The following is a 16,482-nucleotide window of genomic DNA, read 5'->3' as shown; positions in this document are numbered from 1 at the left end:
ATCCCCCAAACCGCCCCCAAGACAAGAAGGGCCACTATAGACGACATACTGGACAGATGGACCGCACGATGGGGCTCGGGGAGTTCCTGCGCACCCGGCGTGCCCGGCTGCTCCCCGCCGACGTCGGCGTGGAGCCGCGCGGGCGGCGGCGCGTGCCGGGACTGCGCCGGGAGGAGCTGGCACGCCTCGCGGGCGTCAGCGTGGACTACTACACCCGGCTGGAGCAGGGCCGCAGCCACAACGCCTCGCCGGAGGTGCTGGAGGCGATCGCCGACGCCCTGCGCCTGGACGAGACCGAGCGGACGCACCTGCTGGACCTCGCCTGCCCGCCGGTCCCGGCGAGGCATCGCCGCCCCGAGCCGCCGCAGCGGGTGCGGCCGGAGACCCACCAGCTTCTGGACACCCTCCACCGCGCGGGCGCCCCCGCCTTCGTGGTCGGCCGCAGGTGCGAGATCCTGGCCCAGAACGCGCTCTTCCGAGGCATGGCGAGCGAGTACGACCTGGACTCCCTGCCGGCCAGGGAGCGCAACGCCGCGCTGCTGATCTTCCTTCACCCGCGCGCGCGGCACCTGCACCCCGACTGGGAGCAGGTGACCGAGGGCGTCGTGGCGATGCTGCGCTTCGAGTTCGGGCGCCACCCCGACGACCCGCTGCTCGGCGAGCTCATCGAGGAGCTGTGGGCGCGGAGCGGGCCCTTCCGCCTCCTGTGGGCCAACCACGACGTGCACGAGCGGGTGGTCGGGACCAAGCGCTACAACCATCCGGTCGTCGGCATGTTCACCGTGACCTACCAGACGCTGACACTGCCGGGGGTGCCGGACCAGACGCTCTACGTGTACACCGTCGAGCCCGGCACGCCGTCCGCGGACGCGCTGCGCGAGCTCGCCGCGTGGGTCGAGAAGGGCTCGTGCCCGCTCGCCGATGAGGCGAGTTAGCGCCCGGCCGCCGCCCGCGGGCGAGGCGACCGGATCGCTCAGCCGTCGAAGCGCCCCTGCTTCAGGCCCGAGCTGAACACCCGCCACGCGGCGGCGCCGAGGATGAGGGCGGGGCCGGTGCGGCGCTTGCTGTCGCGCACGCCCACCCGGCCGCCCGGCAGGCGGGCCACCTCGACGCAGTTGCCGCCGCTGCTGCCCGAACGGCTCGACTTGCGCCACGCGGCGTCGCGCAGCTCGTCGTTCATTCGATCCATCGCTCCATCGTCTCCCTGATCAGGTCGAGGGACGCACGCCGGGGAAGCGCCTCGGCGCGGATCACCTCGTAGCGGGTCATGACACCGTGAACTTCCTGCCCTCGGTCGCTGACCTGCGAGTGCCCCGCGCACTCGAGGTACACGGTGTCGGGCAGGCCCCGCGCCTGGGCGATGACGAACCCGCCCTCCAGCCCTGTCGTGGAGCGGGCGCTCAGCGGCACGACCTGGATCGTGACATACGGCAGGGTGCCGGCCTCCAGCAGGTGCTTGAGCTGGCCCGCCATGGTCTCGTCGGTGCCGATCGGCCGCTGCAGCACACCCTCGTCGACGACGGCCCAGAGCATCGGCGGCTCCGCGCGCTCGAAGATGCGCTGACGCTCCATGCGCGCCGCCACCTGCTCCTCCACCCCCTCGGGGGTGATCCGCGGCTCGCCCCTGAGGATGGCCCGCGCGTACTCCTCGGTCTGCAGCAGGCCGGGCACCACCAGCGGCTCCCACGTGTGCAGCATGCTCGCCTCGCCCTCCACCTCCAGCCACGGGCGGAACCAGGTGGGCGTGGACGCGCGGTTGACGAACGGCCACAGCCGCATCAGCGCCCCGTCGAGGTCGAGCACCCGGTCGCAGCGCTCGGCGAAGTCGAGCGACGGCGAACGCCGGGCGTTCTCCACCATGCCGACCAGGGCCTGCGAGAAGCAGATCTTCTGGGCGAGCTGTTCGAGGGTCAGCCCTGCGGCCGTGCGGTGACGCCGCAGCTCGTAGCCGAAGAGGGCGAGCGCGGACGCGGTCGGGTCGAGCTCTCGGGGGGCGGGCATCCTGGCTCCTCCTCTGGAGTATGACCCCTCTCCTTACGCCTTTCCACAACTGTTTCCACACAAGATGTCGAATACGCGACGCGGGGGAGTGGGTACCGAGAGTAGCGCTTGGGCGGCACTCTGGAAGGGCGTACCGTCGGCTGGCGGACGCGCGGAGGCGACGACGATTGCCACGCCCTCATCGTGGGCTCGTCGCACCTCCGCGTCCAGTGCCCGTCCCCGCCGTCCCGCACCGGCGGCGGGGACGCACCGGGGCCGGCGCGCGCACGCGACGGGGCGGCGTCGCCCCGCCACCACGAGGAGGGGCGATGCTCTATCCGGCTTACGACCCCGGCGACCTGCCGGAGGCTCAGCGCCAGGCGAACCTGGAGACGGTGCGGCGGGTGCGCGAGGTCGTCGCCGAGCTCGTGCGGGCGGAACGCCGGCGCAGGCACACCGAAGACCTCCTCAGCTCCTGGAGCCTCGACCGCGACGAACTCGACAGGGCCGCGACCTCCCTGGGCATGCCCCCGCTTCGCGACGAGGAGTGGGAGGCCCTCCACGGGGCCGGCTGAGGGCACCGGGTGGACGTCGCGGGTGGCCGTGCTCAGAGCTCGTCGGTGGCCGCGCGGCGCGAGCCGCGGACCGTGTCGCCGGGGCGGCGGTCGGGCACCGGCGGGGGAGTGCCCCCCCACTCGGGGCAGATCGCCTGATGGTCGCACCAGTCGCACAGGCGGCTCCTGCGGGCCCGCCACTCGCGGGTGGTGAGCGACCGCTCGATGGCCTCCCACAGGGCCCGCACCTTGCGCTCGGTGGCGCGCAGATCGGCCTCGTCGGGCGCGTAGCGCAGGACCTCGCCGTTGCCGAGGTACATGAGCTGCAGCAGCCGGGGGACGGTGCCGTGCAGCCGCCACAGCACCAGCGCGTAGAACTTCATCTGGAACAGCGCCTTGGCCTCGAAGTCGGGCCCCGGCGCGCTGCCGGTCTTGTAGTCGACCACGCGGACGTCGCCGCTTTCGGCGACGTCGAGCCGGTCGATGTACCCGCGCAGCATGAGCCCGCCGTCGAGCACGGACTCGACGTAGACCTCGCGCTGGGCCGGCTCCAGGCGGCGGGGGTCCTCCAGGGCGAAGTAACGTTCCAGCATCTGCCGGGCCTGGCCGAGCCAGCTCTGGTGCTCGCCGTCGTCGGCGAACAGCGCGCCGAACTCGGGGGCCTCCTCCACCAGCCGGGCCCACTGCGGGTCGAGCATGGCCTGCGCGGCCGCGACCGTGCGCTCGGCCGCCGGAAGGTCGTACAGCCGCTCCAGCACCGCGTGGACCAGGGTGCCGCGCACGGCCGCCGCGGAGGGGCGCTCGGGCAGGCGGTCGATCACGCGGAAGCGGTAGAGCAGCGGACACGTCATGAAGTCACCCGCGCGGGAGGGCGAGAGGCTGCCTGTGATCGCGGGCGGCTCCGTGATGCTCATGCCCGAACTGTAAGGCAGGGGGCCGACACTTCGGGCCGGTCGCTCCGGCGCCACCGGCCGATCCCGGCCCACGGGCGCGTAGCATCTAGGGCACGAGGAGGGAAGACAGACCATCATGAGCACCCAGACCCCGCAACGGCCTGAGTCTTCTCCGGGGCTGCGCATGGGACGCCCGTTCGGCATCCCCGTCTACGTCTCGCCGACCTGGTTGATCGTCGCGGCGTTCATCACCTACACCTTCCAGCCGCAGGTGGCCGCCCAGCTCCCCGACCGGGACACGCTGGTCACCTACCTGGTGGCCTTCGCCTTCGCGGTGTTCCTCTACGTCTCGGTGCTGCTGCACGAGCTGGCGCACTGCGTGGTGGCGCGCGCCTTCGGCCTGCCCGTCCGCCGCATCACGCTGTACCTGCTGGGCGGGGTGTCGGAGATCGAGCGCGAGCCGGAGACCCCCGCCAGGGAGTTCCTCGTCGCCTTCGCTGGCCCCCTGCTGTCGCTGCTCCTCGCCGGGGCGGGCTACGTGGCCAGCGGCGTGATCCCCGTGGGCACCATCGCGCACGTCCTGGTCTGGCAGCTGTGGCTGTCCAACCTCATCGTCGGGGTCTTCAACCTGCTGCCCGGCCTGCCGCTCGACGGCGGGCGCATGCTGCGCGCCGGCATCTGGCGGGTCACCCGCAACGCCGGCTACGGCACGATCGCCGCCGCCTGGTTCGGGCGGGCGCTCGCCGTCGCGCTGGTCGCCGTCCCCCTGGGGGCCTCGCTGCTGACCGGGCAGGAGCCCGGCTGGAGCATGCTGCTGTGGTCGGTGCTGCTCGCCTCCTTCATCTGGATCGGCGCCTCGCAGTCGCTGCGGGTGGCCAAGGTGCGCGCCCGCATGCCGCAGGTGCAGGCCCGCACGCTCGCCCGGCGCGCCATCCCGGTGACCGCCGAGGTGCCGCTGGCCGAGGCGATGCGCCGGGCCCAGGAGGCCCGGGCCGGGGCCCTGGTCGTCGTCGGCCACGACGGCAAGCCGATCGCCATCGTCAACGAGGCCGCCGTCTCGGCCACGCCCGAGCAGCGGCGGCCGTGGGTCACCGTCGGCTCGCTGGCCCGCACGCTCGATCCGTCCCTGGTGCTGCCGGCCGATCTGGAGGGCGAGTCCCTCCTGGACGCCATGCGCGGCGCCCCCTCGGGGGAGTACCTGCTGGTGGAGCGCGGCGGCGACATCTACGGCGTGCTGGTCACCTCTGATGTGAACCGCGTCTTCTCCGGCGTCTGAGGCAGCACTCTCCGGCGCGGCCTTTGACGGTGCTCGTACCGGTAAGGACTTCTGCTGTGCTTTTTGCTACGGTCCGGTGCCATCGGCCGCATCATCATCGGCCCGGTTCTACCCGGGGCGACTCCCGTGCGCGGCTCAGGGCAGGGGGTCCTGCGCGTACGGGTTCGACCCGGCGGCCATCTCGGAGAGGGGAGTTCCTGTGACGGAGCAAGGCGTGGGAGTGGTGCGTCCGCTTCCCGGCAACGGGCTGATCGCCCATGTGGGCGGCCTGCTGCTGGTCTGCGACGCGGCCGGCGCCGTCGCCGAGGAGCTGCTCGCCGCCGTGGAGGAGACCGCCGCCGCCGGCGGGGACGGCAGGACGCTGGCCCGCCGCGCCGCCCAGGTGCTGGCGCGGTCGATGGCGGCCGAGCCGATCGCCTGCGCCCTGGCCGGTGGCACCGCCGGCGGCATCGCGGTGCTGGTCAGCGGCGGCGCCCGGGCCTCGATCACCGGCCCGGGCACCGACGTGAGCCTCGACGGCAAGGACGCCCTCAGCTGGACCGACCGCCTGGTGCAGGGCCCGGTCGACCGCATCGAGCTGCGCCTTCCCGACGCCGGCCCCCCGCTGGGGCGCGCGCGGCTGGACGGCGGCATCATGCCCGGCGGCGGGCTGATCCAGGAGCTCTCCCGGCACGGCGACGGCCCCGGCGGGGACGCGGCGGGAGCCGGCTCGTCCCCCGGGTGGGCCGGCGCCGGATCACACCGCCCGCCCGCCGAGCACGCGCCCGCGGACTTCGGCCCGGGGGACTTCGCGCAGGGAGGCTTCGCGGGGCCCGGCGGCCCCGGCCCGGGCGGTTTCGGCCCGGGCCCCGGCGGCCCGGTCCCGGCAGGCCCTGGCCAGGGCGGCTACGGCCCCGGTCCGGGAGGCTCCGGCCCGGTCGGGCCCGGCCCCGGTGGCTACGGGCCCGGCGGCCCCGGCCCGGGCGGGTACGGGCCGGGCGGTCCTGGTCTCGACGGTCCCGGTTCCGGAGGCTTCCCCCCGGGCGGTCCCGGCCCTGACGGGCCCGGCCCCGGAGGTTACGGCGGGGACGGGCCGGGCCAGGGCGGCTACGGCGCCGACGGGCCGGGCTCTGGCGGCTACGGTCCGGGCCCCGGTTCTGGCGGCTTCGCCTCGCCGGGCGGGCCGGAGCACCGGCCGTACCCGACCGGCGACCCCGCCCAGCCGGGCGCGACCGGCCCCTCGGCCGCCGATCCGTCCCCCGTGCCCGTGCGCGAGTACGAGTCCTCGCCCGGCCTGCCGGCCGACCCCGAGCCGCCGTCCGCCGAGGGGGCGCAGGGCGGGCGGGCCGAGGCGCCCGACCACGACTTCTTCCCCTTCGACGACGCCGACGCCGCGCGGGGGACCGGCTCCTCGCTGGAGGCCACCGAGCTGGGCCCGGCCCCGGAGCCGGCCGGCCGTCCCATGGTCTACGGCGTCGACTGCGGCAATGACCACTTCAACGACCCGCGGGTGCCCTACTGCGCGGTCTGCGGCGTCGTCCTCGCCCAGCGCTCCCTCGTGCCGTACAAGGGGGAGCGGCCGGCGCTCGGCACGCTGATGCTCGACGACGGCACGTCGCTCGACCTCGACGCCGACTACCTGCTCGGGCGCGACCCCGACCGGGCCCCCGAGGTGACCTCCGGCGAGGCGCGCCCCGCCAGGGTGACCAGCCCCGACGGCTCGGTCTCCCGCCGCCACCTGCGGGTGCGGCTGGAGGGATGGGACGTCAACCTCATCGACCTGGGGTCGGTCAACGGCACCCAGGTGCAGCCCCCAGGCGACCCCAACTTCTACGACATCCCGCCGAACGAGCCGGTGCCCATCCTGCCGGGCACCACCGTCCGCATCGGGGTGTCCCGCACGATGCGGTACGAGTCCCAGCGCGGCGAGTGACCCGAGGCCCCAGAAGCGGTGCCTCGCGATGGCCCGTCACCGCCCCCCCGGGGGCGGGACGGGACCGGGCCCATGCCGCCCAGGGCGCACGTCGCCGGGGACGGCGGCGCGGGTCCGGTCCCACACGCGTAGCGGAAGGCCGGTGAAGCGCCGCACCCGCCGCCGAGCCCCGGGCGGCGCGGGTCCGGTCCGCCTCGTGTGGGGACGGCCGGGTGAAGCGCGCGCCCGCATCGGCAAGCGCCGGGCGGCGCGGCTCCGGTCCGCCTTGTGCGGGCAGGGCTGGAGAGCCGCCCGCGTCGGGGCGCCGGCGGCGGGGATCGATCCGTCTCGCGTGAGGGGCTGCCGGGTGAGCCGCGGTGCCCGCGACCGTCACAGCGTCAGCGAGGGGACTGCGCGGCGCGTTCGATGACGGCGACGAGCTCCTCCTCGGTGAGGATCCGCGGCTCGCCGACCATCTTGGCCTGCACGTAGACCGTGCACAGCCACTCCAGCAGCCGGGCGCTAGAAAGGGCCTGGTCGAGGTCGTGGCCGATCGCGATCGCCCCGTGGTTCTGCATGAGCGCCGCCTGCCTGCCCGCCAGCGCGGCACGCACGTGGGCGGCCAGCTCGGGCGTGCCGTACGTGGCGTACGGCGCGACGCGCACCACGCCGCCCAGCAGCAGCGCGTTGTAGTGGATCGGCGGCAGCTCGGTCATCGTCGTGGAGACCACGACGGCGTACTGCGAATGGGTGTGCACGATCGCCGCCGCGTCGGTGGCCTCGTAGACCGCCAGGTGCATGGGGACCTCCGAGGACGGCGCCCGCGCGCCGTCCACGACGCGGCCGGAGGAGTCGAGGACGGGGCAGTCGGCGGGCGTGAGCCGGTCGAGCGCCACCCCGCCGGGGGTGACCGCCACCAGGTCGCCGCGCCGGACGCTGATGTTGCCGGAGGTGCCGAGCACCAGGCCGGTCTCCACCATGCGCCGCCCGATCTCGCAAAGCCGCTCCCGCTCCGCGGCCATCTCCATGAGCGCTCCCCCCTCTTTCACCGTCGTGCCCGCCCGCCTCCCCATGGTGCTCACGCCGCCCTCGCCAGCCGGTCGAGCTCGGCCTCCATCACGCGCCGCAGGACGCCGGCGGTGACCGTGCCGGGGTAGAGCAGGCGGTGGACGCTGAGCCCGTCGACCAGGGCGAGCAGGCGCTCGGCGACGTCGTCCAGCGCCTCGTCCGTGGTGATCTCGCCTGCGGCCGACGCCGCCTCCAGCAGGGAGCGGACGAGGCGGCGCAGCTCGGCGGCCTCCTCGCGCTGCACCTCCAGCAGCGTGCCGCCGGTCAGGCTGCGGCCCCAGAACCCCACCTCCAGCGCCGTCTCCCGGGCGCGCTCGTCGTCCAGCGGCAGGTTGTCCAGCAGGAGCTCCCGCAGGGCCGCCAGCCCGGTGCGCCCGGCGAGCTTGCCCCTGAGCCGCTCGACGATGCGGCGGTGGGAGGAGCGCAGCGCCGACAGCAGGATCTCGTCCTTGCCGGCGAAGTAGTGGGTGAGCACGCCGTTGGAGTAGCCCGCCTCCCTGGCGATGGCCCGGGTGGTGGCCGCCTCGATGCCCTCGCGGAGGATGACCCTGCGCGCGGCGGCGACGATCTCGCCCTGGCGTTCCTCGTGGTCGACGATCTTCGGCATGCGGACCTCCCGGCGGAAGCTTGACATGGTAGTCGGGCGCCCGTCTATTATCCGGCCACCTCCCCATCCGCGATTCAGTACGCGAAGGATGCCAGTCATGTCCGTCGTCACCGTCGGGGTGCACATCGTCGATGTGCTGGCCAGGCCCGTGGAGTCCATTCCCGAGGGCCAGGGCACGCACCTGCTGGAGGAGATGCGCGTCACCGCCGCCGGCGCGGCGGCGGGCACCGCGGTCGCCCTGGCCAAGCTGGGCGTGCCGGTCGCGTCCGCCGGAGCCGCCGGCGACGACGAGCTGGGCGACCTGCTCGTGATGATCATGGAACGTCACGGGGTGGACGTGCGCGGCGTCGTGCGCAAGCCCGGCGAGCGCACCGCCGCCTCCATCCTGCCGATCCGCCCGGACGGCGGACGGCCCTCCTTCCACGTCCCCGGCGCCAACCTCGGCCTCGCGCTCGCCGACCTGGACCCCGGCCAGATCACCGGGGCCCGGGTGCTCCACCTCGGCGGCATGGACGTCACCTGGGGCCTGCACGACCCGGAGTTCCTCGCGCTGCTGGAGTCCGCCAGGCGCGGCGGCACGCTGGTGACGATGGACCTGCTGTCGTCCATGCCCGACCTGATGCCGGGGGCCAAGGCGTTCCTGCCCCACGTCGACTACTTCCTGCCCAACGAGGAGCAGGCGCTCATGATCACCGGCGCCGCGGACGCGGAGGCGGCCGCGGCCGACCTGCTGGCCGCCGGCCCGGCCGGGGTGCTGGTCACGCTGGGCGCCGAGGGCAGCCTCGTGGCCACCGCGTCCGGCACCGTCCGCATACCCGCCAGGGACGTGCCGGTCGTGGACACCACCGGCTGCGGCGACGCCTACTGCGCCGGGTTCGCGGCCGGCCTGCTCGAAGGCCGCGACGTCGCGGCCGCCGCCCGCCTGGGCACGGCCGTCGCGGCCCGAGTCGCCGGCGGCCTCGGCTCCGACGCCGGCCTCGACGGCCACACGATCGCCTCCGTCGAAGGCCCCTGACCCGTACGCCCGGCCGGCGTCCCGGCCCGCACGTCACACCACCGGCCCGATCGAAGGGATTCTCATGTCCGACTCCGACGCGAGCCTGCGCGAGCGCGCGGCCAAGGTCGTCCCCGGCGGGATGTACGGCCACCTCAACGCCGCCATCTTCGGCCCCGGCTACCCGCAGTTCTTCCTGCGGGGCGAGGGCTGCCGCCAGTGGGACGCCGACGGGCGCGAGTACGTCGACCTGATGTGCGGATGGGGGCCGATCATCCTCGGCCACCGGCACCCCGCCGTCGAGCGGGCGGTCGCCGCTCAGCAGGCCGCGGGGGACTGCCTGAACGGCCCCGGGCCGGTCATGGTCGAGCTCGCCGAGCTCATGGTGGACACCATCCCCTCCGCCGACTGGGTGATGTTCTCCAAGAACGGCACGGACGCGACCACCCAGGCGCTGATGGTGGCCCGCGCCGCCACCGGGCGCGCGAAGGTCCTGATGGCGCACGGCGCCTACCACGGCGCCGACCCGTGGTGCACGCCCAGCCCGGCGGGGACCACGCCGAACGAGCGCGCCGACCTGATCGAGTTCGCCTACAACGACCTCGCCAGCGCCGAGGCCGCGGCCGCCCAGGCCGAGGGCGACGTCGCGGCGATCATCGTCACGCCGTTCAAGCACGACTCCTTCGAGGACCAGGAGCTCGCCGACCCGGAGTTCGCCCGCGGCGTGCGGGCCCTCGCCGACCGTATCGGCGCCGCGCTGGTCATCGACGACGTGCGGGCGGGCTTCCGGCTCGACCTGCGCGGCTCGTGGGAGCCGTTCGGCGTGCGCCCCGACCTCACCGCGTGGAGCAAGGCCCTGGCCAACGGGTACGCCATCGCCGCCGTCACCGGCACCGACGCCCTGCGCGGCCCGGCCCAGACGCTCTACTCCACCGGCTCCTTCTGGTTCTCGGCCGTGCCCATGGCCGCCGCGAAGGCGACGATCGAGACGCTGCGCGACATCGACGGCGTGTCGCTGATGCGCCGCGCGGGCGACCGCCTGCGCGCGGGCCTGGACGCACAGGCGGCGTCCCACGGGTTCACGGTGCGCCAGACCGGCCCCGTGCAGATCCCCTGGCTGTCCTTCGAGGCCGACGAGACCCTGGAGAAGGCCATGGCCTGGTCGGCCGCCTGCCTGGAGGAGGGCGTCTACCTGCACCCCTGGCACAACTGGTTCCTGTCGGCCGCCCACACCGACGCCGACGTCGACAGGGCGCTGCAGGGCACCGACGCCGCCTTCGCCAAGCTGCGCGCCCGGTTCGGCGCCGGCTGACCGCCGCCGCGCCGGGCGCCGCGCCTGGCCGCCCCCGGCGCCGGCGCCGCAGGCGTCGCCGATGACCGCGCGGCCGGTGCCGGGACGGCATGGGGAGGTATCACGGCGGCACCTGCCCGCTCTTGCTTTGCGAGGCGATCACCGGCACCGGGGCCGGCGCCTCGGAGAGCGGGAGGCCATGGAAGTTCAGGGGGAGGCGCGCGTGGACGAGCGCGCACGGCTGGAGGCGTCACCGGCGGGGTTCACCTGCCCAGGATGCGGCGCGGAGTCGCGTCTGGAACCGATCGGGAACGCGCTGACCGCCGGCCGGGGGGCCGGGGCGGCGTCGTGGGAGATGTGGCTGCGCGGCAGGGGGGACGAGGTCACGATGATGGTCCGCGTCGGCAGGCGTGTGACCGAGCGCGACGGCACCGGGAACGTGGACGTCCTCGCCATGCTCACCGACGCCTGGCGAGCCGCCGTCACCTGACCAGACCGCGCCGGACCGCGCCGGACCGGGCCGGACCGGGCCGGACCGGGCCGGACCGCGCCGGGCCGCGCCGGGCCGGGCCGGTGGTCAGGACGGGTCGTCGAAGAGGTGGCGCAGGGCGGCGCGGTCGGCGGCGCCGGTGCGCTCGTAGACGGCGCCCAGGTGGTTGGCGACGGTGCGCACCGACAGGACCAGCCGGTCGGCGATGTCCCGGTTGCTCAGGCCGTGCGCGGCGAGCTGGGCGATCTCCAGCTGCCGGGCGGTCAGCTCCGGAGCCGCCAGGCCGAGCAGGGCGGGGGTGCGGGCGCCCTCGCACGCGCGGGCCAGCGACCACGCGCGGGCCGCGGCGGTCAGGGCGGCCCTGTCCCTGCCGTCCTTGCGGAACCGCGCCGCCGCCTGCGCGGCCGCCTCGGCCGCGTGCAGCATCATGCCCAGGCCCTGGAACCCGTCGGCCACCTCCAGCAGCGCGCCCCCGTCACCCGCGACGGCCGCGCGGGCGTGGTCGCGGGCCAGCAGCACCCGGCGGCCGTCGTGCAGCGCGGGAAGCTCCTCCAGCCGGGCCGCCGCGTGCGCCGCGCCGCCCAGACGTACGGCGTCGTGCAGCGCGACGAACTCGAATCCGGGCAGCTCGGCGGCGCGGCACTCCTCGGCGAACGCCAGGGCCAGCTCGACGGCCATGCCGGTCTCGCCGTAGGCGGCGGCGATCCACACGCGGGTCAGCGCCACCCATCGGGTGAACCCGGTCCAGGTCGCGCGGTTGCGCGACAGCGCCTCCTCCAGCGTGGACCGCGAGCCCGCGGCGTCCCCGAGCAGCGCCTGGGCGGCGGCGTACGCGCCCATGCACCCGCCCACGGTGAGCGCCGTCGGGTGGTGCGCGGCGTCGTGCAGCACGCCGAGCGCGGTCTCCGCCCGTCCCCGGGCGGTCGCGAGGTGGCCCCTGGCCAGCGCCAGGCTGCCCTCGCCGAGCGACCAGCCGCGCTGCGCGGCGACGGCGGCGTCCATGGAGGCCACCGCGGCCTCCATCTCGGCCAGGTCGCCGGCGAAGAGCCCGGCCATGGCCCACGCCGAGTGCAGGGGGGCCACCATCGCGGGCATGGCGTCCTGCCACGACCCGGCGTCCGCCAGCGCCTGGCGCGCGACCGAGACGGCCTCGCCGGTGCGCCCGGCGTAACACAGGGCGAGGGCGTGGGCCTTCAGGATCTGGGTGCGCCCGGGCCCCGCCGGGAGCGTGCCCAGCAACGCCGAGCCCAGGCGCAGGGCGGTGCGGGGCTCGGCCGCGGCGGCCGCGAGGTCGAGCCGTCGCATCGCCACCTGCCGCCGGGCCGCCGGGTCGGTGAGCGTGGCCTCGGCGCGGTCGAGCAGGTCGAGCGCCTCCCGCAGGCGGTTCATCCCCCACGCCAGGTTCCCCGCCCGAGCCAGCGCCAGCCGCGTCCTCAGCTCCTCCTCGCCCGGGGGCCGGTCGCCCTCGGGTTCCCTCTGCTCGCCCGGGGGCCGGTCGTCCCCGGGTCCCCTCTGCTCGCCCATGGGCCCGCCGTCCCCGGGGTCGTCCTCCTCGCCCGGGGGCCGGCTGTCCCCGGGGTCAGCCTCCTCGCCCGCAGCTCCGCCACTCCCAGGTTCACCCTCCTCGCCCGGGGGTCCGTCGTCCCCGGGTTCACCCTCCCGATCCTTCGGACCGCTCCAAGCCGGGGGATCGGCCGGGCCGCCCCCGCCGGACCCGCCGGCGGCCCCGGCGGCGGCTGGGGCGCCCACCGGGGCGGGCCCGGGCGTCCCGGCGGCTCCGGTGCCGGCGGGGGACCGCGAGGGGGGCGGGAGAGCGGCCTCGGCCTGGATGAGGACGCTGTGGGCCTCGTCGGGGAACTGGGCGTAGTCCAGGACGGTGGCCAGCAGGACGGCCGCCTCGACGCCGCCGCCCGCGGCAAGGGCCGCGCGCCCGAGGCGGATGGCCAGGGGGTAGTCGTGGGCCGACCAGGCCAGCCCGCACGCCGACAGCAGCGGGCCCGGAGAGGCCTGCGCCCCGCTTTCGAGCCGCCACACCGTGAGCCGCAGCAGGTCGTCCCTGCGCCGGGCGCCGCCGCGCTCCAGCGCCGCGGCCAGCGCGGCGTACCGGTTGCGGCGCCGCAGGGGAGGGCACCCGGCCCGCGCCACCTCGCCGTACAGCGGGTGCCCCAGGCGGACGGCCACCCGGCGGCCGTCCCTGGACAGGCGGATCAGCCCGCGGTCCTCGGCCTGCTCGACGGCGTCGGGCGCGGTCAGCTCCAGCAGCGCGGTCAGCCCGACCGGCTCGCCGAAGGCCGTCAGCTCCAGCACGGCCCGCGCCTCCGGCGAGAGGGCTCCGACCCGCTCGCGGACCAGCTCGGTCAGCCGCGGCGCCATGGGCGGCTCCCCGGTGAGCTGCCACATGCCCCGCACCTGCCGCAGCGTCCCGGCCTCACGGGCGGCGCCGACCACCTCGTGCAGCAGCAGGGCGTTGCCCTCGGTGGCCGTCCCGAGCCTGCGCACCGTGGCGTCGTCGGGCCTGCCGCCGAGGGCGGCCGCGAGGATCGCCGCGGTGTCGGCCAGGCTGAGCGGCCCGACGTCGGCGCGCGCGGCCGGCCCGTCGCGCCACAGCGCGGTGACGCTGTCGGGCGCGGGCTCGCCCGTGCGGAGCGTCGCGACGACCAGCGCGTCCCCGGCGGCGACCAGGTGGTGGACGGCCGCGGCCGAGGCGCCGTCGAGCAGGTGGGCGTCGTCGACCGCGAGCACGAGCCTGCGGCCCGCGGCGTGCGACCGGACGGCGTCGGCCGCCCAGCGCAGCGGGTTGGCCAGCCCGGCGGGCGCCTCCGGCGGAAGCAGCCCGGCCAGGGCGCCGTAGGGGATGCCGCCGGCCGCGCTGGTGGCCCTGATGGCGATCACCGTGTGCGAGGTGGGCCGGAACGTGCGCAGCACCTCGGCGGCCAGCCTCGTCTTGCCCACCCCGGACGGCCCCGCGATGACGATCCCGCGGGCCGCGCCGTCGTGGGCGAGCCGGATCAGCCGGGCCAGGTCGTCCTGGCGGCCCGCGAACGGCCACATCGGCATCGTCGCCTCCCGCCTCGTGTTCTTGTCCGGTCTGTTTCGGATCGTCTATGGTCCGTTTGTGGAACGCTGGGGGGCCGCATTCCTGGTGGAATGCCCGCACTGCGAACGTGGCTCCGTCGCACGCGAACCCGATGGGCCGCATAGGTCGTTTCTGTCGCCTTTGCTCGCCCCTTATTCATTATCGGTATGTCAGGTCTGCTCGCACGTGCTTTTGCTCGCGCCGGAGCCGACGGATGAGGCGGACGACGAGGACGCGCCCGGCCGCCCGCCGCGCGAGGCCCGGGTGCTCTGGCCGGGGGAGGGGCGGCGCGACGACGGGCGGATCCCCGGGCGGCTGCTCGCCGAGCTGCGCGAGGCCAGGGCGTGCCTGCGGGCCGGAGCCCACTCCTCGGCGGTGGTGATGGTGCGGCGGTTGCTGGAGGGCGTCTGCGCCGACCACGGGGTGCGGGCGGCCCCGCTGTCGCAGGCGCTGCGGGAGCTTCGCCGGCGCGGCCTGGTCGACCCCGCCATGCTGGTGCTGGCCGAGGACCTCCGGTTGATCGGCAACGAGGCGGCGCACATACGGGCGGGACGCACCGCGCCCGAGGACGCCGCGGACGCGGTCGTGCTCGCCGAAGCCCTTCTTGAATATTTGTACGTATATAGCCCGAAATATCAGGAGTTTAAGAAGCGGCGCGCGGCGGCGGGCGCCCCCGCGCCGGCGCCGCGGCGCCCGAACACGCCCGACACGCTGGCGGTCAAGACGCTGCGCCGGTCGCGCGTGCCGTTCGCCCGCCACGACTACGCCCATGACCCCGCCTACGGGAAATCCAGGAGGACGATCGCCGCGGAGCTCGGGGTGGGCCACGACCGCATGCTGAAGGCGGTGGTGGTCTACGTCGACGGGCACGTGGTGCTGGCCGTCGCGCCCGTGGGCGCGGCGGTCGACCTGGACGCCCTGGCGGCGGCCTCGGGCGGGCGCACGGCCCGCCTCGCCCCGGCCGGCGACGTCACCCGGCTCGGCGCCGACGTGGTCAGCCCGCTCGGGCTGCCCCTGCGGGTGCCGGCCGTCGTGGACGCGGCGGTGCTGCGGCACCGCACCGTCTACGTCGCCAGCGGCCGCCACGGCCTGGAGCTCGAACTCGCCCCGGCGGACCTCGTGCGGGTGATCGGCGCGAGCACCGCCCCCATCGCCGCGCCCCCGGCCGCCGGCCCGCGCCCCCCGCGCGACCGGCCCGCGCCGGCCACGCCGGCGCGCCCGGACGTCCCCACCGCCTGAGCCGCCGCGGGGCCCGCGCTCAGTCGCGCAGCAGGACCCACTGGACGTCGTCGTCCCAGCCGCCGTCCGGCGACGGCAGCAGCGACCTGATCAGCGCCTCGCGGGTGAAGCCTGCCCGTTCCAGCACACGCTGCGAGGCGGTGTTCCCGACCGCCGTGCCGGCCACCAGGCGGTGCAGCGCGGTGTGCCCGAAGGCCCACTCCGTCAGCAGGCCCACCGACCGTGTCATGAACCCCCGCCCCCGGAACCTCCTGGCCAGGTTGTAGCCAATCATCGCCTGGCCGAGCGGCGGGACGACGTTCATGAGCTGGAGGTGGCCCGCGAGCTCGCCGGTCAGCGCGTCCCTGACGCCCATCTCGGCGCGCTCGCCGGTCAGCCACCACAGGGGGGTGTACCGGCAGCGGCGCAGGGTCTCCTCCATGTCGGGCGGCTCGGGCGGCACGCTGTAGGCCATGGCCTCCGGCTCGCCCATCATCTCCTGGTAGCCGTCGGCGTCGGCCAGGGTCAGCGGCGAGATCTCGACCACGCCGTCCGACAGCGACCCGCCGGGGAAGTCGGGCAGGTACCTGGGGCCCGGCTCCCCGGGGTCGTCGGCGAGCCGGGCGAACGACGCCACGTCGCCCCGGCCGCCGTCCCGCAGCGGCGAGGCGCCGCGCTGGACCCCCTCGTACCGGAAGCCGGCCGCCACCGCCACGCGCTGGCTGGCGGGGTTGTCCACGTCGGCGACCAGCTCGACCCGGGCCACCCCCTGGGCGAACGCCCATTCGGCGAGCGCACGGGCCGCGGCCGAGGCCACCCCCCGCCGCCGGGCCCACGGCGCGACCATGTAGCCGACCTCGCCGTTGCCCCGCACGTCCGGCGGCTTGAGCGAGACGGTGCCCAGCCACGCGCCGGCCGGAGAGTCGGAGATCGCGAAGCACGCGCCCCCGCGGTCCCACAGATCGGGTGCGATCTTCGTGATGAAAGTGTGCGCGTCGTCCAGCGTGTACGGGGAGGGGACGGCGGGGATGAACCGGGCGATCTCGGGATCGGAGCAGCCACTGGTGACCGCGTCCGCATCGGCCACGGTGAGTTCACGCAGGACGAGCGGTCCGGCGGGGACGGCGTCGCGGGGGAGCATGCC

The 16,482-nt window shown here is 75.6% G+C and carries 15 protein-coding genes; 8 read left to right on the top strand and 7 right to left on the bottom strand.

The genetic code is table 11. The annotated features are described in order from the left end of the window. Window positions 1-56 precede the first annotated feature (56 nt). Window positions 57-935, top strand: coding sequence for a helix-turn-helix transcriptional regulator (locus PYR91_RS35075; RefSeq protein WP_279787100.1), 879 nt, complete (start codon window positions 57-59; stop codon window positions 933-935). A 38-nt stretch (window positions 936-973) separates the two neighbouring features. Here the strand turns inward: PYR91_RS35075 and PYR91_RS35070 are convergent, their stop codons facing one another. Continuing rightward, window positions 974-1,189, bottom strand: a complete 216-nt coding sequence (locus tag PYR91_RS35070; RefSeq protein WP_347943996.1) for a DUF397 domain-containing protein — start codon at window positions 1,187-1,189, stop codon at window positions 974-976. Then, window positions 1,177-2,001: a helix-turn-helix transcriptional regulator gene (locus tag PYR91_RS35065; protein ID WP_279787098.1), complete on the bottom strand. Its 825-nt coding sequence runs from the start codon at window positions 1,999-2,001 to the stop codon at window positions 1,177-1,179. The genes PYR91_RS35070 and PYR91_RS35065 overlap by 13 nt, the downstream gene beginning before the upstream one ends. Window positions 2,002-2,309: 308 nt before the next feature. Between PYR91_RS35065 and PYR91_RS35060 the strand changes: the two genes are divergently transcribed. Beyond that, window positions 2,310-2,555 (top strand): hypothetical protein, encoded by a 246-nt coding sequence (locus tag PYR91_RS35060; RefSeq protein ID WP_279787097.1) that lies wholly within the window; start codon window positions 2,310-2,312, stop codon window positions 2,553-2,555. A 32-nt stretch (window positions 2,556-2,587) separates the two neighbouring features. Here the strand turns inward: PYR91_RS35060 and PYR91_RS35055 are convergent, their stop codons facing one another. Continuing rightward, window positions 2,588-3,448 carry a PD-(D/E)XK nuclease family protein gene (locus tag PYR91_RS35055; RefSeq protein ID WP_279787095.1) on the bottom strand — a complete coding sequence of 287 codons (861 nt, stop codon included), beginning with the start codon at window positions 3,446-3,448 and terminating at the stop codon, window positions 2,588-2,590. A gap of 115 nt (window positions 3,449-3,563) precedes the next feature. On the opposite strand from PYR91_RS35055, the gene PYR91_RS35050 reads away from it, so the two are divergent. Next, entirely contained in the window at window positions 3,564-4,703 is a 1,140-nt protein-coding gene (locus PYR91_RS35050; RefSeq protein WP_279787093.1) for a site-2 protease family protein, read from the top strand. Between the two features lie 199 nt (window positions 4,704-4,902). Continuing rightward, on the top strand, window positions 4,903-6,615 hold the full coding sequence (locus tag PYR91_RS35045) for an FHA domain-containing protein (protein ID WP_279787092.1): 1,713 nt from the start codon (window positions 4,903-4,905) through the stop codon (window positions 6,613-6,615). Between the two features lie 377 nt (window positions 6,616-6,992). Here the strand turns inward: PYR91_RS35045 and PYR91_RS35040 are convergent, their stop codons facing one another. Both PYR91_RS35040 and PYR91_RS35035 read right to left on the bottom strand, forming a co-directional pair. Next, window positions 6,993-7,622: a class II aldolase/adducin family protein gene (locus PYR91_RS35040; protein WP_279787090.1), complete on the bottom strand. Its 630-nt coding sequence runs from the start codon at window positions 7,620-7,622 to the stop codon at window positions 6,993-6,995. A 50-nt stretch (window positions 7,623-7,672) separates the two neighbouring features. Further along, window positions 7,673-8,269 carry a TetR/AcrR family transcriptional regulator gene (locus PYR91_RS35035; protein WP_279787088.1) on the bottom strand — a complete coding sequence of 199 codons (597 nt, stop codon included), beginning with the start codon at window positions 8,267-8,269 and terminating at the stop codon, window positions 7,673-7,675. A 97-nt stretch (window positions 8,270-8,366) separates the two neighbouring features. On the opposite strand from PYR91_RS35035, the gene PYR91_RS35030 reads away from it, so the two are divergent. From PYR91_RS35030 to PYR91_RS35020, 3 genes are all read left to right on the top strand, one after another. Further along, on the top strand, window positions 8,367-9,284 hold the full coding sequence (locus PYR91_RS35030; protein WP_279787086.1) for a carbohydrate kinase family protein: 918 nt from the start codon (window positions 8,367-8,369) through the stop codon (window positions 9,282-9,284). A 64-nt stretch (window positions 9,285-9,348) separates the two neighbouring features. Next, window positions 9,349-10,575, top strand: coding sequence for an aminotransferase class III-fold pyridoxal phosphate-dependent enzyme (locus PYR91_RS35025; protein WP_279787085.1), 1,227 nt, complete (start codon window positions 9,349-9,351; stop codon window positions 10,573-10,575). A 202-nt stretch (window positions 10,576-10,777) separates the two neighbouring features. After that, window positions 10,778-11,044, top strand: coding sequence for a hypothetical protein (locus PYR91_RS35020; protein ID WP_279787084.1), 267 nt, complete (start codon window positions 10,778-10,780; stop codon window positions 11,042-11,044). 87 nt (window positions 11,045-11,131) lie between these two features. Here PYR91_RS35020 and PYR91_RS35015 read toward each other — a convergent pair whose 3' ends face one another. After that, window positions 11,132-14,101: a LuxR C-terminal-related transcriptional regulator gene (locus PYR91_RS35015; protein WP_279787082.1), complete on the bottom strand. Its 2,970-nt coding sequence runs from the start codon at window positions 14,099-14,101 to the stop codon at window positions 11,132-11,134. 205 nt (window positions 14,102-14,306) lie between these two features. On the opposite strand from PYR91_RS35015, the gene PYR91_RS35010 reads away from it, so the two are divergent. Continuing rightward, window positions 14,307-15,359, top strand: a complete 1,053-nt coding sequence (locus tag PYR91_RS35010) for a YbaK/EbsC family protein (protein WP_279787081.1) — start codon at window positions 14,307-14,309, stop codon at window positions 15,357-15,359. A gap of 19 nt (window positions 15,360-15,378) precedes the next feature. On the opposite strand, the gene PYR91_RS35005 is transcribed toward PYR91_RS35010, so the two are convergent. Next, complete coding sequence (locus PYR91_RS35005; RefSeq protein WP_279787079.1) at window positions 15,379-16,479, bottom strand: GNAT family N-acetyltransferase; 1,101 nt, start codon at window positions 16,477-16,479, stop codon at window positions 15,379-15,381. Window positions 16,480-16,482: the final 3 nt, after the last annotated feature.

This window comes from Sphaerisporangium sp. TRM90804, assembly GCF_029846175.1.
In the GTDB taxonomy this organism is placed as follows: Bacteria; Actinomycetota; Actinomycetes; order Streptosporangiales; family Streptosporangiaceae; genus Sphaerisporangium.
The sequence above is the reverse complement of the archived record's forward strand: the minus strand, read 5'-3'. Positions and strand labels throughout refer to the sequence as shown.